15 protein-coding genes are annotated in these 17,271 nt (G+C 66.9%); 3 read left to right on the forward strand and 12 right to left on the reverse strand.

What is annotated here, in order from left to right; genetic code table 11:
* Positions 1–12: 12 nt before the first annotated feature.
* Entirely contained in the window at positions 13–570 is a 558-nt protein-coding gene (locus tag AC5P76_RS17130; RefSeq protein WP_065175850.1) for a DUF3228 family protein, read from the reverse strand.
* Positions 571–708: 138 nt separating this feature from the next.
* Between AC5P76_RS17130 and metF the strand changes: the two genes are divergently transcribed.
* On the forward strand, positions 709–1,536 hold the full coding sequence (gene metF, locus AC5P76_RS17135) for a methylenetetrahydrofolate reductase [NAD(P)H] (protein ID WP_053516480.1): 828 nt from the start codon (positions 709–711) through the stop codon (positions 1,534–1,536).
* Positions 1,537–1,576: 40 nt separating this feature from the next.
* On the forward strand, positions 1,577–2,155 hold the full coding sequence (locus AC5P76_RS17140; protein WP_253119400.1) for a DUF4124 domain-containing protein: 579 nt from the start codon (positions 1,577–1,579) through the stop codon (positions 2,153–2,155).
* Between the two features lie 52 nt (positions 2,156–2,207).
* Here AC5P76_RS17140 and AC5P76_RS17145 read toward each other — a convergent pair whose 3' ends face one another.
* From AC5P76_RS17145 to AC5P76_RS17155, 3 genes are all read right to left on the reverse strand, one after another.
* Positions 2,208–3,161, reverse strand: a complete 954-nt coding sequence (locus AC5P76_RS17145) for a Nudix family hydrolase (protein ID WP_253119402.1) — start codon at positions 3,159–3,161, stop codon at positions 2,208–2,210.
* 102 nt (positions 3,162–3,263) lie between these two features.
* A complete protein-coding gene (secA, locus tag AC5P76_RS17150) occupies positions 3,264–5,996 on the reverse strand; it encodes a preprotein translocase subunit SecA (RefSeq protein ID WP_053516445.1) in 2,733 nt (910 codons plus the stop codon).
* Positions 5,997–6,260: 264 nt separating this feature from the next.
* Positions 6,261–7,214, reverse strand: coding sequence for a M23 family metallopeptidase (locus AC5P76_RS17155; RefSeq protein WP_053516446.1), 954 nt, complete (start codon positions 7,212–7,214; stop codon positions 6,261–6,263).
* 12 nt (positions 7,215–7,226) lie between these two features.
* On the opposite strand from AC5P76_RS17155, the gene AC5P76_RS17160 reads away from it, so the two are divergent.
* Complete coding sequence (locus AC5P76_RS17160) at positions 7,227–7,676, forward strand: DciA family protein (protein WP_053516447.1); 450 nt, start codon at positions 7,227–7,229, stop codon at positions 7,674–7,676.
* 281 nt (positions 7,677–7,957) lie between these two features.
* Here the strand turns inward: AC5P76_RS17160 and lpxC are convergent, their stop codons facing one another.
* The 8 genes from lpxC to ftsW form a co-directional block, all read right to left on the reverse strand.
* A complete protein-coding gene (gene lpxC, locus AC5P76_RS17165; RefSeq protein ID WP_053516449.1) occupies positions 7,958–8,869 on the reverse strand; it encodes a UDP-3-O-acyl-N-acetylglucosamine deacetylase in 912 nt (303 codons plus the stop codon).
* A 188-nt stretch (positions 8,870–9,057) separates the two neighbouring features.
* Complete coding sequence (gene ftsZ, locus AC5P76_RS17170) at positions 9,058–10,293, reverse strand: cell division protein FtsZ (protein WP_053516450.1); 1,236 nt, start codon at positions 10,291–10,293, stop codon at positions 9,058–9,060.
* A 161-nt stretch (positions 10,294–10,454) separates the two neighbouring features.
* A complete protein-coding gene (ftsA, locus tag AC5P76_RS17175) occupies positions 10,455–11,690 on the reverse strand; it encodes a cell division protein FtsA (protein WP_005408083.1) in 1,236 nt (411 codons plus the stop codon).
* A complete protein-coding gene (locus AC5P76_RS17180) occupies positions 11,687–12,436 on the reverse strand; it encodes a cell division protein FtsQ/DivIB (RefSeq protein WP_053516451.1) in 750 nt (249 codons plus the stop codon). Before AC5P76_RS17180 ends, ftsA begins: the two co-directional genes overlap by 4 nt.
* Positions 12,433–13,395: a D-alanine--D-alanine ligase gene (locus AC5P76_RS17185; protein WP_253119405.1), complete on the reverse strand. Its 963-nt coding sequence runs from the start codon at positions 13,393–13,395 to the stop codon at positions 12,433–12,435. The genes AC5P76_RS17180 and AC5P76_RS17185 overlap by 4 nt, the downstream gene beginning before the upstream one ends.
* Positions 13,392–14,828, reverse strand: a complete 1,437-nt coding sequence (gene murC, locus AC5P76_RS17190; protein WP_053516454.1) for a UDP-N-acetylmuramate--L-alanine ligase — start codon at positions 14,826–14,828, stop codon at positions 13,392–13,394. The genes AC5P76_RS17185 and murC overlap by 4 nt, the downstream gene beginning before the upstream one ends.
* Positions 14,829–14,868: 40 nt before the next feature.
* The gene (gene murG / locus AC5P76_RS17195) at positions 14,869–15,957 is read right to left on the reverse strand and encodes an undecaprenyldiphospho-muramoylpentapeptide beta-N-acetylglucosaminyltransferase (protein WP_065175811.1); all 1,089 of its coding nucleotides are present in this window, start codon (positions 15,955–15,957) and stop codon (positions 14,869–14,871) included.
* Positions 15,954–17,270, reverse strand: coding sequence for a putative lipid II flippase FtsW (gene ftsW, locus AC5P76_RS17200; RefSeq protein WP_065175812.1), 1,317 nt, complete (start codon positions 17,268–17,270; stop codon positions 15,954–15,956). The genes murG and ftsW overlap by 4 nt, the downstream gene beginning before the upstream one ends.
* Position 17,271 lies beyond the last annotated feature (1 nt).

Genomic DNA, 17,271 nt, shown 5'->3' on the forward strand with positions numbered 1-17,271 from the left:
ACGTGACCGGGCTTACGGCCGCCAGTTGGCGTTGTTCTCCCAGAACGCCACCGAACGCTGGTAGGCCTCACGGTCCAGCGGCACGCCGGAACCCCCCTCCTCCACACCGAGCGCATTGCGCATCATCGTGATCGGCGCCATCGGCACCTCCTCTGGTTCGGCAGTGTAGATGCAGCCGACGATGCCCCAGTCCGCATCGATCGGTGAGCCCTCTTTGGCCAGCTGCTCGGCGCTGTACAGGATCACCACCAGGTAGTTCGCACGCGGCGATTCGACGCCTTCGAACCAACGCACCAGCACCGGCAGCTCATCGCGGTTGCGCGCTTCGTAGCCGCTGCGCAGCAGGTGGCGGTTGGCATCGGTGACCGGCACGGTCAGGCAGCGCGTGCTGGTCCAGTTCTCGTAGACGAACAGCTTGCAGAACGGCGCGTAGCCGTCGAGCACCTTCAGCGGTGCGTGTGCGTTGAGATACGCCTCGAACTGCTCGGCAGTGCAGTCCTGGATGGTGTTGCCGCGCGGCACGCGCGGGAACAGGCGGGGACGGGCGAAATCGGTAAGGACGATGGACATGGTGTGCGGCGTGATCAGGAATTCAGTGGCACAGGGTACCCGCCCTTCCCCCTTCGCGGCAGGCGCTTCACACATTCATTGCACATCCATCTTGATGAAGCGATATACTGGTTCGCACCCGCCGCCATCGCCCGTGCCATGACCGCCATCAGCTTCGAGTTCTATCCGCCCAAGACCGACGAACAGCGCAGCCAGCTCGACCGTGCCGCGGCGAAGCTGAAGGACTACGCGCCCGAGTACGTGTCCTGTACGTTCGGCGCCGGTGGCTCGACCCTGAGCTACACCTCCGAGACCGTGCGCCATCTCAACCAGCACCACGGCTTCGAGGCGGCGCCTCATCTCTCCTGTGTCGGCGGCACCCGCCAGGAAATCCGCGAGCTGCTCAAGCTGTACCGCGCGATCGGCTGCCGTCGGCTGGTCGCACTGCGCGGTGACCTGCCCTCGGGCATGGGCTTTCCTGGCGACCTGCGCTACGCCGCCGAACTGATCGCCTTCATCCGTGCCGAACATGGCAATGCCTTCCGCATCGAGGTCGGTGCCTACCCCGAAACACATCCGCAGGCCTCCGATGCCCTGGCCGACCTGAAGCACTTCAAGGCCAAGATCGATGCCGGCGCCGACGCGGCGATCACCCAGTACTTCTTCAACCCCGACGCCTACTTCCACTTCGTGGATGAAGTGCGCCGGCTTGGCGTGGACGTGCCGATCACGCCCGGCATCATGCCGATCGCCAACTTCAGCCAGCTGCGCCGCTTCTCCGAGCAATGCGGTGCCGAGATCCCGCGCTGGATCGGCCGCAAGATGCAGGCCTACGGCGATGACGCGGCATCGGTGCGTGCATTCGGCGCCGAAGTGGTGGCCAAGCTGTGTCAGCGCCTGATCGAAGGCGGCGCGCCGGGCCTGCACTTCTACACACTGAACCTGGCCAAGCCGACAACGGCCGTGTTGAAACTGCTGCAGGGCTGAAAGCACGCTGCACGCGTGCATTCGGCGCTACCCTGCGTCGATGAGATCCATTTCACTCCTGCTGCTGCCGCTGCTGCTGTCCGCTGCGCCCGGCGTTGCCCACGGCCAGGCCTCGCGCCTGAACCGCTGCACCGATGCACAAGGCCAGAGCGTCTACACCGACCGGCCCTGCGACAGCATCGGCGCGCGATCACGGCTGCCACCTCCCGCTCCTGCCGGCAACCACCTGCCGCAGGACTCGCTGGGGGCGCGCTGCCCGCGCCGCCTGAGCGAGCTGGTACAGGCCCTGCGCACCGGCATCACCGGCAACGACGTGAACCGCTTGTCCTCACTCTATCTCTGGGGGGCGGTGTCCGACGCGGGCGCGCAGCGCATCCTCGGCCAGCTCGAGTCGCTGGCGCGGCGGCCACTGGTGGACGTCGTGCCGGTCTATCCGCAGCAGGCACAGGCCGTTCTCCAGGACGAGGATGCTGCATTGGCCGGATCCGCGACCGAGCCCTCCACATCGCGCCATCCCGTAGGCCTGCGGCTTGAGCAGACGCTGCCTGGCAGCGCCACCCGCGCCGCGACCGTGCTGGGACTGCGGCGTCAGTACGGTTGTTTCTGGATCACCTTGTGACCGCGAGGGGGCAGAGCCCGGCCGCGCGGGGATCTGACCCCGCGAGCGTGCTCTACTCCGGCCACAGGCTGCGGATGGCGGCGATGCCCTGCCCGCCATGGCGGCGCGCCTCAGCGACCTGGCCGCGTGCCATCCCACCCAGCGCGTAGATGGGCAGCGATACCTGTGCACGCAGGGCGGCAAACGCATCCCAGCCCAGCGGCGTTGCCTCGGGATGGCTGGCGGTCGCCTGCACCGGCCCAAGCACGGCGAAGTCGCATCCCAGCCGTTGTGCGGCCTGCAGCTGCTCAAGATCGTGGCAGGAGGCTCCCACCAGCTGCCCATCCGGCAACGGTCGCGCCTGCAGGGACAACAGCTGTTCGCTGCCCAGATGCACGCCGACACCCAGCGAGCGCGCCAGTTCGATATCGCGGTTCAGCAGCCACTGCACCCCGCGCCGGTGCGCACGCAGCGCCTGCTCGATCAGGGCCTGACGGCGAGGATGCTGCAGCGGCAGGCGCAGCTGGATGCGCTGCTGGCCGCCACTGACCGCGCGCTGCAGCCGTTCCTGCCACTGCCGTTGACCGGCCTCGTCCTCACCCGGTGCAGGGGTGACCAGATAGCAGTCGGGCTCGCGCAGTGCCGCCACCACCGGCAGGTCGGCCGGCGGCATCGAGTAGCGTCCGAGCTTGTTCTGCGCGACCCAGGTGATGGCTTGGCCTTCGCGACCGCGCGGCGTGCCCTTCCAACTGCGGACGTGCCGCACTTCCAGCGTCAGGTGCTTGTCCGGGTACCGCTGCGGCACGTCCATGATCCAGTCGCCGACCTCGGCTTCGATGCCCAGTTCCTCGCGCAGTTCACGCACCAGGGCCTGCGCGGAGGTTTCGCCCGCTTCGCGCTTGCCGCCGGGGAACTCCCACAGGCCGGCCATGTCACGGTTCTCGGTACGACGGTTGAGCAGCACGCGGCCACGGGCGTCGGTGATGACGGCCGCCACGACATGGATCGATCGGGTGGGGGAAGGCATGCAGGGAGCATGCCTACAACAGGGGGACCGGCGCAATCGCGGATCGCGTACTTTCCTGCCCCAGAACGGGAGAGCCCCGCTTTCGCGGGGCTCTCTGGCCGGTCAGCTCAGCTGGCCGTGGCAGTGCTTGTACTTCTTGCCACTGCCGCACGGGCACGGATCGTTGCGGCCGATCTTGGCTTCTTCGCGCTGCACCTGGGCCACGCCCTGCTGCGCGGCCTGCACCTGCGCCGCTTCCTCGTCGGCGCTGTAGCCGCCGGCGTCCTGGTGCTGGAACTGCGACTGGCGCAGGCGTGCCTCGACCTGCTGGCGCTCGGCCGCTTCCAGTGCCTGCACTTCCTCGTCGCTGCGGATGCGCACGCGGGCGAGCAGGGTCACCACTTCGCGCTTGACGTTCTCCAGCATGTCCGAGAACAGCTCGAAGGCTTCCTTCTTGTACTCCTGCTTCGGCTGCTTCTGCGCGTAACCCCGCAGGTAGATGCCCTGGCGCAGGTAGTCCATGCGTGCCAGGTGCTCCTTCCAGCTCTGGTCCAGCACGGTCAGCATCACATGCTTTTCCAGCGCGCGCATGGTCTCGTCGCCGACGCTGGCTTCCTTCTCGGCGAAGTGCTGGTTGACGCGCTCCTGCACCTTGGCGGCGATGGTTTCGGCGTCCAGTTCCTCGTGCGACTTGACCAGGTCGGTCAGCGACATCTGCAGGCCGAACTCCGACTCCAGGGTCGCTTCCAGGCCACGCAGGTCCCACTGCTCGTCTACCGAGTTCGGCGGCACGAAGCGCGCAACGATGTCGAAGACGACGTCGTCGCGGATGCCATCGACGTTCTCCTTCACCGATTCGGCGTCCAGCAGTTCATCGCGCTGGGCGTAGATGACCTTGCGCTGGTCGTTGTTGACGTCGTCGAAGTCCAGCAGGTTCTTGCGGATGTCGAAGTTGTGGGCCTCGACCTTGCGCTGCGCCTTCTCGATCTGGCGGCTGACCAGGCGGTCTTCGATGACGTCGTCTTCCTTCATGCCCATCATGCGCATGGCCTTCTGCACCCAGTCGGAGGCGAAGATGCGCATCAGGTTGTCTTCCAGCGACAGGTAGAAGCGGGACGAACCCGGGTCGCCCTGGCGGCCCGAACGGCCACGCAGCTGGTTGTCGATACGACGCGATTCATGGCGCTCGGTGCCGACGATGTGCAGGCCGCCTGCCGCCTTCACTGCTTCGTGGCGCTGCTGCCAGTCGGCCTTGATCGCCGCCTTCTGTTCATCGGTGGCATCTTCGCCCAGCGCATGCAGCTCTGCTTCCAGCGAACCACCGAGCACGATGTCGGTACCACGGCCGGCCATGTTGGTGGCGATGGTCACCGCGCCGGGACGACCGGCATTGGCGACGATGGTCGCTTCGCGGTCATGCTGCTTGGCGTTGAGCACTTCGTGCTTCACGCCCGCCTTGCGCAGGTGCTCGGACAGCATTTCCGAGGTTTCGATCGAGGTGGTACCGACCAGCACCGGCTGGCCGCGCTTGGCGCATTCCTCGATGTCGGCCAGCACCGCGTTGAACTTGCCCTTGCGGTTGAGGAACACCTGGTCCGGGCTGTCCTTGCGGATGGTCGGGCGGTTGGTCGGGATCACCACCACTTCCAGGCCGTAGATGCTCTGGAACTCGAATGCTTCGGTATCGGCCGTACCGGTCATGCCGGACAGCTTCTTGTACATGCGGAACAGGTTCTGGAAGGTAATGCTGGCCAGCGTCTGGTTCTCACGCTGCACCGGCACGCCTTCCTTCGCCTCCACCGCCTGGTGCAGGCCGTCGGACCAGCGGCGACCGGCCAGGGTACGGCCGGTGAACTCGTCCACGATCACCACTTCACCATCGCGCACGATGTAGTCCACGTCACGCTGGTAGATGGCGTGCGCGCGCAGGGCGGCGTTGAGGTGGTGGACCACGGTCAGGTTCTGCGCCGCGTAAAGGCCTTCGGTGTCGCCGTTGAGGATGCCGGCCTCGACCAGCAGCTGTTCGGCGTGCTCCATGCCCGCTTCGGACAGGTGCACCTGCTTGCCCTTCTCGTCGACCCAGAAGTCGCCCTCGCCGTCTTCCACTTCCTGCTTGACCAGGTTCGGCACGATGCGGTTGACGCGGATGTACAGCTCCGGGGAATCGTCGGCCGGGCCGGAGATGATCAGCGGGGTGCGTGCTTCGTCGATCAGGATGGAGTCGACTTCGTCGACGATGGCGTAGTGCAGGCCGCGCTGATAGCGATCGGCCTTGGACAGCGCCATGTTGTCGCGCAGGTAGTCGAAACCGAATTCGTTGTTGGTGCCGTAGGTGATGTCGGCGGAATAGGCTTCGCGCTTGTCGCTGTGCGGCATGCCCGGATACACCACGCCCACGCTCAGGCCCAGCCAGTTGTACAGCTTGCCCATCTGCGCGGCATCGCGGCGGGCCAGGTAGTCGTTCACGGTGACCACGTGCACGCCCTTGCCTTCCAGCGCGTTGAGGTACACCGGCAGCGTGGCCACCAGGGTCTTGCCTTCACCGGTACGCATTTCGGCGATCTTGCCCAGGTGCAGGACCATGCCGCCGATCAGCTGCACGTCGTAGTGGCGCATGCCGAGCACGCGGCGACCGGCTTCGCGGCAGACCGCGAATGCTTCCGGCAGGACCTTGTCCAGGGCCTCACCGCCGGCGATGCGCTGCTTGAACTCCGGCGTCTTGGCCTGCAGCTGCTCGTCGGAAAGCTTCTCGATCTCCGGCTCCAGCGCATTGATCTTGGCGACGATGCGGTTGAGCTGGCGCAGCTGTCGTTCGTTACGACTGCCAAATACGCGGGTAAGCAGGCTGTTGATCATTGAAGGAACCGGGTTGGATGGACACGACGCCCGGCCTTCCCTGGGGAATCCGTCCGCCGCAAACGAAACAGGGCGCTTGGCGCCCTGTCGATGGCAACACCCATTGTAGCTTGGGACGGCCGGGAGGGGTTTCAAGCGTCCCGTGCGGCGTGATCGGCCCGGATCCGGCAAACCGGGGTTGAGCAAAGGGGTCGGATCCCTTTCGCCGTGGCGAAAGGATCTGACCCCAAGGAGGGTGGCGCCGGGCCATGCCCGGCGCTGGAATCAGCCGCGGCTGATACGGCCGACCGGCGTGTTGCCGCCGTCGCCGAGGAACTTGCGCGGGTTGACCACGTTGCCGTTTTCCCACACCTCGAAGTGCACGTGGGCGCCGGTGGAGCGACCGGTGGAACCGGCCTTGGCCACTTCCTGGCCGGCACGGACCAGATCGCCGACCTTCACGACCAGGCGCGAATTGTGCGCGTAGCGGGTGACGTAGCCGTTGCCATGGTCGACATCGACGACGTTGCCGTAGCCGCCCTTGACGCCGGAGAAGCTGACCACGCCATCGGCCACGGCCATGACCGGATCGCCGACCCGGGCGTGGAAGTCCATGCCCTTGTGGGTGGCGGCACCGCGGCCGAAGGGGTCGGCACGGGTGCCGAAGCCGGACGTGACATAGCTGTTGCGGATCGGCATGCGCGAAGGCACGGCGTTCTGCTGCAGCTGGTGATCGAACATCAGCGATTCCATCACCGACAGCTGGCGGCCTGAAGCAGCGAAACGCTGCTCCAGCACCTGTAAGTCGGCGTTGACATCCTTGACCGGGATGTCCGAGGTCGGGCCGCCGGCATCGCCGTCACCCAGGCCGGGAGTTTCGTTGAAGTCGAACTCGCCATCTTCCAGCTTGCCCATCTGGGTCAGCCGTTCGCCCAGGGCGTTGAGGCGGGTGGCCTGCGCCTGCAGCTCGCCGAGGCGGGCCGCCAGCGCGTTGACCTGGGTCTGCGCATCGCGCTGGACCTTGGCCAGTTCAGCCTCCTGGCGGTCGACCTTGGCCTGCAGCCGCGAATCGTTGAACGCGTTGGCGCCGATTCCGCCTGCAAAGCCGATAATGCAGCCTACCCCGAGCACGCTGCCCAGCAGGGCACGGGGGCGGTCCTCGAAATAGAACCGCAAACGCGTGAGCGCCGATTTGGCCTGACCTTCACGCGTTTTGATTACGATCTTTTTGAATGCCATCAGTGAGTTTTCATGTCTGAGCCGAAATCCAGCGTTCGCCCCGCTTCCGTGCCGAAACCGGCACTGGATGCGGTAATGGCGGACAAAAGCGGGAACCCGCTGCGGCGTGCCTTGTGGCTCGACGCGCTGGACCGTCAGTTGCGCCCCCAGTTGCCGCCACCTCTGCGCAGCCGTTGCCGGCTGGCCAATGTGGACGGGGAACACCTCGTTTTTCTCGTCGAGTCCCCGGTCTGGCATGCCAAGTTCCGGCTTGCCGAGGCCCAGCTTCTCGACGCGGCCCGGTCCATCGGGCTGAAGGCCACCAGGGTGACCATCAAGACTGCGTCCACCACTCCCTCACGCTCCCCAGCGATCGACAACCGGAATGGCCCCCACGCAGTTTCAGCCGCCACGCACAAAGGGCTACGCGACGCCTTGGCAGCCCTGCAGGATGTTCCTTCGAAGCCGAAGAAGCGGTCCTGAGGACAACGGAGCCTCCTGCTCCGCTCCCCGTCGCGCGTGTCACCGCAGCGTGAAACATTTCGGGGGCCGGGTCGCATCCTAGCGGTCCCCGGTGGACCTGTCGTTAGATTGTTGTTAAAACAACGTTAAATTCAGGCTTCCGATCCAACAGGTTCACGAAACCGTGACGACAGACCGACAGTCGCGTCACCTGCTGCGTCGTATCCATCGCAGCCTCCAGAAATGCGGACGCCGCCCTGAGAGGCGGCGTTTTTTCCTTTCAATTCAAAACGTTATGTGGATCAGGCGTAGGCCGGGGTGGCGTACTCGACCGGATCCGGTACCGCCGGCGAGTCATAGCTGACCCACTCCCACGCGCTGGCATCGGCCATCAGCGCGCGCACCAGCTTGTTGTTGAGCGCGTGACCGGACTTGAAGCCCTCGTAGGCGCCCAGCACCTGGCCACCGGCGAGGTAGAGGTCGCCGATCGCATCAAGAATCTTGTGGCGCACGAATTCGTCGGCGTAGCGCAGCCCGTCTTCGTTGAGCACGCGGAACTCGTCAAGCACGATGGCGTTGTCCATCGACCCGCCCAGGCCCAGATTGCGTTCACGCATGTACTCCAGGTCGCGCATGAAGCCGAAGGTGCGCGCGCGGGAGATTTCCTTGGTGTACGCCAGCGTGGAGAATTCGATTTCCTGGCGTGACTGCTTGGCCGGGATCATCGGGTGGTCGAACTGGATGGTGAAGCCCAGCTTGTACCCCTCGTAGGGCGTGAAGCGGGCCACCTTGTCACCCTCGGTCACTTCCACGGTCTTGAGCACGCGGATGAAGCGCTTGGGCGCATCCTGTTCCACGATGCCTGCCGACTGCAGCAGGAACACGAACGGGCCGGCCGAACCGTCCATGATCGGCAGCTCGGCCGAGGACAGCTCGACGATGATGTTGTCCACACCCAGGCCGGCCAGAGCCGACATCAGGTGTTCAACGGTCTGGACCTTGGCGTCGTTGCAGGTCAGGCCGGTGCACAGGGTCACTTCGGTGACCAGCTCCGCCTTGGCCGGCACTTCCACCACCGGATCCAGATCCACGCGGCGGAACACGATGCCGTGGTTGACCGGTGCCGGGCGCAGGGTCATGTAGACCTTGTCACCGCTGTGCAGGCCAACGCCGGTGGCGCGGATCGTGTTCTTGAGGGTGCGTTGCTGGATCATGGGGGCAGACCGGAAGTGACACCTTAGATTAACACGCGCACTCCCCTACCCCGGCTGAAACGGCGGCAGGACACACCGGCGCGCGGGTGGGACACGCGTGAAGGGCCGCCGGGCCTATCCTGGCCCGGCGCCCGCACTTCAGGACATGGTGGCGCGACCCGGGGAGGACAAGCCCCGGGCAGCTCCGCTCAGTCCGCCTGGCGGCGCAGGAACGCCGGGATGTCCAGGTAATCGTTCGGCAGTTCCGCCGCCGCCGGGGCCGAAGAGGCCGGGGCCGACGCGGTGGAGGCTGCCGCGGTATCGCTGCTGGCACGACGCAGGCCCAGGCCCATGCCGCCCACGGCCTTGGAGACCGCATCGCCACCCGTGTCGAACTCGCCGAACTCCGGCTGGCCGGTGGTGGCATTGCGCACCAGCTTGATCGGCGCACGCTCGCCCGGACGCTGGCTCTTGCTGGCCGACACGCGGTTCAGGCCGGTAGCGACCACCGTCACGCGCACTTCGTCCTGCATGTCCGGATCCAGCACGGTACCGACCACCACGGTGGCATCTTCGGACGCGAAGCCATCGATGGTGCGGCCGATCTCGTCGAACTCGGCCATGGTGAAGTCGGCGCCGGCGGTGATGTTGACCAGGATGCCGTTGGCACCGGCCAGGTTCACATCGTCCAGCAGCGGGTTCTGGATCGCCGCTTCGGCGGCAGCCTGGGCACGGTCATCGCCACGGGCGGTGCCGGTACCCATCATCGCCAGGCCCATTTCGGACATGACGGTGCGCACGTCGGCGAAGTCGACGTTGATCAGGCCCGGACGCACGATCAGGTCAGCAATGCCCTGCACGGCGCCCTGCAGCACGTCATTGGCGGCACGGAACGCTTGGATCATGGTGGCGTTGCGGCCCAGCACGGTGATCAGCTTCTCGTTCGGAATCGTGATCAGCGAGTCGCAGTGCTGGCTCAGTTCCTCGATGCCCTTCAGCGCAACCTGCATGCGGCGACGGCCTTCGAACGGGAACGGCTTGGTGACCACGGCCACGGTCAGGATGCCCATTTCCTTGGCCAGCTGCGCCACCACCGGCGCCGCACCGGTGCCGGTGCCGCCGCCCATGCCGGCGGTGATGAACACCATGTCGGCGCCCTGCAGGGCGTCCATGATGCGCTCACGGTCTTCCAGGGCGGCCTGGCGGCCCACTTCCGGGTTCGCGCCTGCGCCCAGGCCCTTGGTCACGTTGGTGCCCAGCTGCAGCTGCAGCTTCGCACCGCAATTCTTGATGGCCTGCGAGTCGGTGTTGGCGGTGATGAACTCCACGCCGTCCACCGCCGAGTTGACCATGTGCGCCACGGCATTGCCGCCGCCGCCGCCCACGCCAACCACCTTGATCACCGCATTGGGTGCCATCTTTTCGATCAGTTCAAAATGCGCCATGTCCGTGTCCTCGTTGTATCCGCTTTCGATGGCATGGGCATTCGGGCGTCCTGCCGTCCTGCTGCATGCCGCCGTTGCGGCTGTGTGGGTTGTGTGTTGCCGGTGTTGCGTTGTGTTGCGGGTGCTGCATCCGGGCGATGCCCGGCGTTACGGGTTCCGCGTCAGAACTCGCCGCGGAACCAGGTCTTGAGTTTCTTGAACATGCTGCCGGCGCGCCCGGTCGGCAGCGATGGCCGGCGCGGATGCTCGATCTGGCTGCCCATCAGCAGCAGGCCCACGCCGGTGGCGTGCACCGGGTTGCCGACCACTTCGCCCAGGCCGGTGACGTGCTGCGGAATGCCCACGCGCACCGGCATCTGCAGCATCTCTTCAGCCAGCTCGACCACGCCTTCCATCTTCGATGCACCGCCGGTGAGCACCATGCCCGCGCGCACCAGCTCTTCGAAGCCGGAGCGACGCAGTTCGGCCTGCACCATCTCGAAGATTTCCTCGTAGCGGCCCTGCACTGCCTGCGCCAGCGAATGGCGCGGCATGCGCCGCGGCGGGCGATCACCCACCGACGGCACCTGGATGCTCTCCTCGGCAGTGGCCAGCTGGGCCAGGGCGCAGGCATAGCGCACCTTGATCTGCTCGGCTTCCGGGGTCGGCGTGCGCAGCATGTGCGCGATGTCGTTGGTGACATGGTCGCCGGCAATCGGCAGCGATGCGGTGTGGCAGATCGCGCCCTGCACGAACACCGCGATGTCGGTGGTGCCTGCGCCCATGTCGACCAGCACCACGCCCAGCTCGCGTTCGTCGGCGGTCAGCACCGCCACGCTGGAGGCCAGCGAGGACAGCACCAGATCATCCACCTGCAGGCCGCAGCGCTGCACGCACTTGCTGATGTTGGCGGCGGCGGACTGCGCGCACACCACCAGGTGTGCATGCACTTCCAGGCGCACACCGGTCATGCCCACCGGGTTGCGGATGCCTTCCTGCGAATCATCCAGCACGTACTCGCGCGGGATCGCATGCAGGATCTTCTGGTCGGCCGGAATCGCCACCGCCTTGGCAGCGTCGAGCACGCGGTCCAGGTCGCCCCAGGTCACCTCGCCATCGCGGATCGGCACGATTCCCGGCGAGTTCTTGCACTGCACGTGGTTGCCGGAGATCGAGGCGTAGACCGAACGGATCTCGCAGCCGGCCATCAGCTCGGCCTCTTCGACCGCACGCTGGATCGACTGCACGGTCGATTCGATGTCCACCACCACGCCGCGCTTGAGGCCGCGCGACTCGTGCGATCCGATGCCGATCACTTCGATCGGATTGCCCGGCGAATACTCGCCCACCAGCGCCACCACCTTGGAGGTGCCGATATCCAGGCCGACGATCAGCGATTTGTCACCCTTGCGATTCATGTCCTTTCCTGCGTCCTTCTTGCCGGGGTCGCCGGCGCGTCAGCCGGCGCGGCCGGGGTGCCCCAGCTCAGCGTGAAACCATTGGTGTAGCGGAGATCGGCGCGCTCGATCGGCGCAGCCTGGTTGGCCAGTTGTGGCAGCACGCGCACGAAGCGCTGCAGGCGCGAACGGGCGTCATCGCGCCCGACCACCACTTCGGTGCCGTTGCTCAGCACCAGCGACCAGCTGCCGCGCGCATCCATGGTCAGCCGGCGCACGTCGACGCCGGCAGGCGCGAACAGCGCGCGTGAATCGTTGTACAGCTTGACCACTTCCTCGGTCTGGCTGTCGGGGCCATCCAGCTCGGGCAGCTGCAGGTCGGCCAGCTTCTTCGGCGTGGGGAACAGCTTGCCCTGCTCGGACAGCAGGCGACCCTCGCCCCAGCGGGCGAAAGGCTTGTGCTCGACCAGGGTCACTTCCAGCACGTCAGGCCACTGCTTGCGCACCTGCGCGCTTTCCACCCACGGCAGCTTCTCCAGTGCGTCCTGCGCATCCTGCAGCTTGACCGCGAAGAACCCGGCACGCGCATACGGCAACAGCACCTGCTGCAGCTGCTCGGCCGGCACGCGCTTGAATTCACCGTGCACGCGCAGCTTCGCCAGCGGCCAGCGCTCGGCGCCGACCCAGCCATTGACCACGGCCACCACCGGCAGTGCCACCACCGACAGCGCCAGAAGCCAGACGAAGATGCGCAGCACCGCGTTCATGCGTGGCCAGCCTCCAGGGTCTGTTCAAGCACGCGCCACACCAGCTCCTCGAAGCCGATGCCGGCCTGGCGGGCCGCCTTGGGCACCAGCGAGTGGCTGGTCATGCCCGGCGCGGTGTTCACTTCCAGCAGGAAGAAGCGGCCACTGGCCCGGTCACGCATCACGTCCACGCGCCCCCAGCCACGGCAGCCGGCGGCGCGGAACGCGGCCAGCGCGATGCGACGGATCTCGTCCTCGGCCTCGCCGTCCAGGCCCGGGCACAGGTACTGGGTATCTTCTGCGATGTACTTGGCGTTGTAGTCGTACCACTGGCCCTTGGGCACGATGCGGATCGACGGCAGTGCGACGTCGCCAAGGATGGCGACGGTCAGCTCGTCGCCGACCACCATCTGCTCCATCAGCAGCTGGCCGTCGTAGCGCGCGGCCAACGCCACCGCCTCGTCCAGGCCTGCTTCGTCGGTCACACGGCTGATGCCCACGCTCGAGCCTTCGTTGGCCGGCTTGACCACCACCGGCAGGCCCAGCTCGCGCGCCTGTGCGTGGACGGTCTCGGCAGTGACCTTCCGGTACTGCGGGGTGGGTAAACCGACCGAGAGCCACACCTGCTTGGTGCGGATCTTGTCCATGCTCAATGCCGAACCCAGCACGTCCGAGCCGGTGTACGGCACGCCGAAGGCGTCCATCAGGCCCTGCACGATGCCATCCTCTCCGCCACCGTTGTGGCCGTGCAGGATGTTGAATACGCGATCGATGCCGCCGCCGGCCAATGCCCGGGCCAGGGCCGGAATGCCGTCCACGGCGAACGCATTGACGCCGCGCGACTGCAGCGCCTCCAGCACGTTGCGGCCGGAATCCAGCGACACCTCGCGCTCGCTGGAGGTACCGCCGAGCAGCACGGCGACGCGACCGAACGCGGCCGGGTCGGTACTGCGCAGCGGCGGGAAGGTCAGCGTGCTCACGCCTCGCCCTCCGCCTTGAAGCCTTCCACTGCGATGTGGGTGGCGACGGCGCCGATATCGCCGGCCCCCATCATCAGCAGCAGGTCACCATCCTGCAGCACGTCCGGCAGCACGCTCGCCAGCTCGGCGGCCTTGCCCACCACCACCGGCTCGCTGCGGCCGCGGGCGCGGATGGCGCGTGCCAGCGCATGCGAATCGGCACCTGCGATCGGCTCCTCGCCGGCCGGGTAGACCTCGCTCAGTACCAGCGCGTCGACGCTGGACAGCACTGCAGCGAACTTGTCGAACTGGTCGCGGGTGCGGCTGTAGCGGTGGGGCTGGAACGCGACCACCAGGCGCTTGTCGGCCCAGCCGCCGCGGGCAGCGGCGAACACCGCCTCCAGTTCGCTCGGGTGATGACCGTAATCATCGATGATCCGCACCCTGGCACCGCTGGCGGTGGTGACTTCGCCCAGGTCATTGAAGCGACGGCCGACGCCGGCGAAGGCCTCCAGCGCACGGGCAATTGCATCCGGTGCCACGCCCAGCTGCCAACCGACCGCAGCGGCGGCCAGCGCGTTGAGCACGTTGTGCCGGCCCGGCAGTGCCAGCACCACTTCCTGGCTGGTGCCCTGCGGCAGGCGCAGGGTGAAGCGCATGCGCGAGCCCTCCTGCACCACGTTCTCGGCGCGCACGTCGGCCTGCGGGCTCATGCCGTAGCTCATGACGTGGCGCGGCGTCCTGGCGGCCAGTGCAGCCACTTCCGGATCGTCGATGCACAGTACCGCCAGCCCGTAGAACGGAAGGCGCTGCAGGAACTCGGCGAATGCGGCCTGCACCCGGGCGAAGTCGTTGCCGTAGTTTTCCAGGTGGTCCGCATCGATGTTGGTGATGATCGACATCAGCGGATTCAGGCGCAGGAAGCTGCCATCGCTCTCATCGGCCTCTGCCACCAGCCACTGCCCACCGCCCAGCTTGGCATTGGCGCCGGCGGCCAGCAGCTGGCCACCGATCACGAAGGTCGGGTCCAGGCCGCCCTCGCTCAGCACCGCTGCCGTCAGGCTGGTGGTGGTGGTCTTGCCATGGGTGCCGGCCACGGCGATGCCACGCCGGAAGCGCATCAGCTCGGCCAGCATCGCCGCACGCGGCATGATCGGAATGCGCTGGCTGCGCGCCTCCATCAGCTCCGGGTTGTCTTCGCGGATCGCGCTGGACACCACCACGCAGTCGGTGCCCAGCACATTGGCCGCCGAATGGCCACGCATGATGCGTGCGCCCAGGCCGGCCAGGCGGCGGGTGGCCGCATTGTCGGCATTGTCCGAACCGGACACTTCATAACCCAGCGTCAGCATCACTTCGGCGATGCCGCTCATGCCGGTGCCGCCGATGCCGACGAAGTGCACGCGCGGGAAGGCGCGCACCAGGTCGTTGGTGTCGTGCAGGCGACGGATCATGCGCGGCCTCGCGCAGGGCAGGCGCGCTGGCATGCCTTCTTCATACAGCTTCCTCGAGAATGATATCGGCGATGCGCTCGGCGGCATCGACCTTGGCCAGGGCACGCGCGGCTTGCGCCATCTGCATGCGGCGGCCGGGATTTTCGGACAGATCGCGCAGCAGTGCGGCAATGCCGTCTGCCAGCGTTCCGTCCTGCTTCAGCAAAACCGCCGCGCCGCGCTCGACCAGATACTCCGCGTTGCGGGTCTGGTGATCGTCGACGGCGGCGGGGAATGGCACCAGCACGCTGCCGACACCGACCGCGCACAGCTCGGCCAGGGTGGATGCCCCGGCACGGCACACGACCAGGTCGGCCCACGCGAATGCCTCGGCCATGTCCGCGATGAACGGCGTGATCTGCGCCTGCACGCCCGCCTTGGCATAGGCCTCGACCGCTTCGGCGTGCAGCTTCTCGCCGCTCTGATGGCGCACCTGCACCGGCACTTCCGCACCGAGCGCTGCGATGGCCTGCGGCACGCCGCTGTTGAGTGCGCGCGCACCCTGGCTGCCACCCACCACCAGCACGCGCAACGGACCGTGGCGATCGGCGAAACGCTGTTCCGGCGGCGCGATCGCGGCGATCTCCGCGCGCACTGGATTGCCCACCGCTTCTTCACCCTTGGCGAAGGTGCCCGGGAACCCGGTCAGCAGGCGGCGCGAGTAGCGCGACAGGATGCGGTTGGTCATGCCGGGTGCGCGGTTCTGCTCGTGCACCAGCAGTGGCAGCCCATGCAGGCGGGTGGCCATGCCACCGGGTCCCGAGGCGAATCCGCCGAAGGCAATCACCGCACGCGGCTGGCGACGGCGGATGATCATGCCGGCCGCACGCAACGCGCGCATCAGCCGCCACGGTGCGCCCAGCAGTGCCAGCTTGCCCTTGCCACGCAGGCCGGTGATGGACAGCGTGTCGATCGGAATGTCGTGCTGCGGCACCAACCGGGTTTCCATCGCGCCTTCGGCGCCCATCCAGGTGACCGGCACGCCACGCTCGCGCAGCACGCGGGCCACGGCCAGCCCCGGGAAGATATGCCCGCCGGTACCACCGGCCAGGATCATCACCGGGCGAACGTTGTGGTCGGCAGCGCTCATCCGAGCCTCCCGAAAGTCGGTTCGACGCGGGACTGCAGGCGGCTGGTGCCACGCACGGCAGGGCCCGCGCCGGCAGGCGCGTCCGCGCCCATCGGCAGCGACCCCGCAGACGGGGCGGACGGCTCTTCGGCCGGTGCGGTGGCAGCATCGTCGCCGCCGCCGATGCGCACGGCCTGGCGGCGCTCGGCACGCTTCAGCTCGTAGGACACGCGCAGCAGCAGGCCCATCGCCACGCACGTCATCAGGACCGACGAACCGCCCGAGGAGATCAGCGGCAGGGTCAGGCCCTTGGTCGGCAGGATGCCCAGGTTCACGCCGATCGAAACGAAGGTCTGCATGCTGATCCACAGGCCGATGCCGAAGGCGATGTAGCCGGAGAAGTGGCGCTTCATTTCCACGCAGCGCATGCCCAGCCAGAAGGTGCGGCCGACCAGCAGCGCGAACAGGGCGATGATGACGCAGGTACCCATGAAGCCGAATTCCTCGGCGGTCACCGAGAAGATGAAGTCGGTATGTGCTTCGGGCAGGTAGTACAGCTTCTGTACCGAATTGCCGAGGCCGACGCCGGTCCACTCGCCGCGCCCCACCGCCATCAGCGCGTTGGACAGCTGGTAGCCGTCGCCCTGCTGGTCGGCCCACGGGTCCAGGAACGAGGTGATGCGGCGCATGCGGTATGGCTCGATGATCGCCAGCGCGCTCATGCCAACCAGGCCGATGATCACCGGCATCGACATGCGCGGCATGTTGACTCCGCCCAGCACCAGCATGCCGGCCGTGATCGCCAGCAGCAGGGTCGACGAACCGAAGTCGGGCTGCAGCAGCAGCAGCACCACCAGCGCACCGGCCACGCCCAGCGGCTTGAGCATCGCCGGCCAGGTCGCGTTGACCTCGTCGCGGAAGCGCACCAGGTAGCTGGACAGCCAGACGATGTACAGCACCTTCACCGCTTCCACGGTCTGGAACTTGGAGACCCCCAGGTTGATCCAGCGGCGGGCACCATTGACGCTGCTGCCCAGACCGGGGATGAACACCACCAGCAGCAGTGCGAAGCAGCCCAGCAGCAGCACCTGGTTGTACTGCTCGATGGACTTCAGCTCGGTACGCGCGGCAATGGCAGCCAGCACGATGCCGATCGCCAGGAACACCAGGTGGCGGTTGAGGTAGTAGAACGGGCTGCTCATCAACGCGATCGAGCTCGACGCCACCATCACCACGCCCAGCCCGGTGAGCGCGAGCATCGCACCCAGCAGCCACTTGTCGTAGCTGCCTTCGATGGCTTCGAGGCGTGTTGCCTGGCGGGACAGGTCGTTCATC

The organism is Stenotrophomonas sp. YJH_SMC_36, assembly GCF_059369935.1.

Bases quoted from the DNA above. Each gene is read 5' to 3' on its own strand.
- AC5P76_RS17130 (WP_065175850.1), bottom strand. From the start codon at position 570: ATGTCCATCGTCCTTACCGATTTCGCCCGTCCCCGCCTGTTCCCGCGC.
- metF (WP_053516480.1), top strand. From the start codon at position 709: ATGACCGCCATCAGCTTCGAGTTCTATCCGCCCAAGACCGACGAACAG.
- AC5P76_RS17140 (WP_253119400.1), top strand. From the start codon at position 1,577: ATGAGATCCATTTCACTCCTGCTGCTGCCGCTGCTGCTGTCCGCTGCG.
- AC5P76_RS17145 (WP_253119402.1), bottom strand. From the start codon at position 3,161: ATGCCTTCCCCCACCCGATCGATCCATGTCGTGGCGGCCGTCATCACC.
- secA (WP_053516445.1), bottom strand. From the start codon at position 5,996: ATGATCAACAGCCTGCTTACCCGCGTATTTGGCAGTCGTAACGAACGA.
- AC5P76_RS17155 (WP_053516446.1), bottom strand. From the start codon at position 7,214: ATGGCATTCAAAAAGATCGTAATCAAAACGCGTGAAGGTCAGGCCAAA.
- AC5P76_RS17160 (WP_053516447.1), top strand. From the start codon at position 7,227: ATGTCTGAGCCGAAATCCAGCGTTCGCCCCGCTTCCGTGCCGAAACCG.
- lpxC (WP_053516449.1), bottom strand. From the start codon at position 8,869: ATGATCCAGCAACGCACCCTCAAGAACACGATCCGCGCCACCGGCGTT.
- ftsZ (WP_053516450.1), bottom strand. From the start codon at position 10,293: ATGGCGCATTTTGAACTGATCGAAAAGATGGCACCCAATGCGGTGATC.
- ftsA (WP_005408083.1), bottom strand. From the start codon at position 11,690: ATGAATCGCAAGGGTGACAAATCGCTGATCGTCGGCCTGGATATCGGC.
- AC5P76_RS17180 (WP_053516451.1), bottom strand. From the start codon at position 12,436: ATGAACGCGGTGCTGCGCATCTTCGTCTGGCTTCTGGCGCTGTCGGTG.
- murC (WP_053516454.1), bottom strand. From the start codon at position 14,828: ATGATCCGTCGCCTGCACGACACCAACGACCTGGTGCGCGCCTTCCCG.
- murG (WP_065175811.1), bottom strand. From the start codon at position 15,957: ATGAGCGCTGCCGACCACAACGTTCGCCCGGTGATGATCCTGGCCGGT.
- ftsW (WP_065175812.1), bottom strand. From the start codon at position 17,270: ATGAACGACCTGTCCCGCCAGGCAACACGCCTCGAAGCCATCGAAGGC.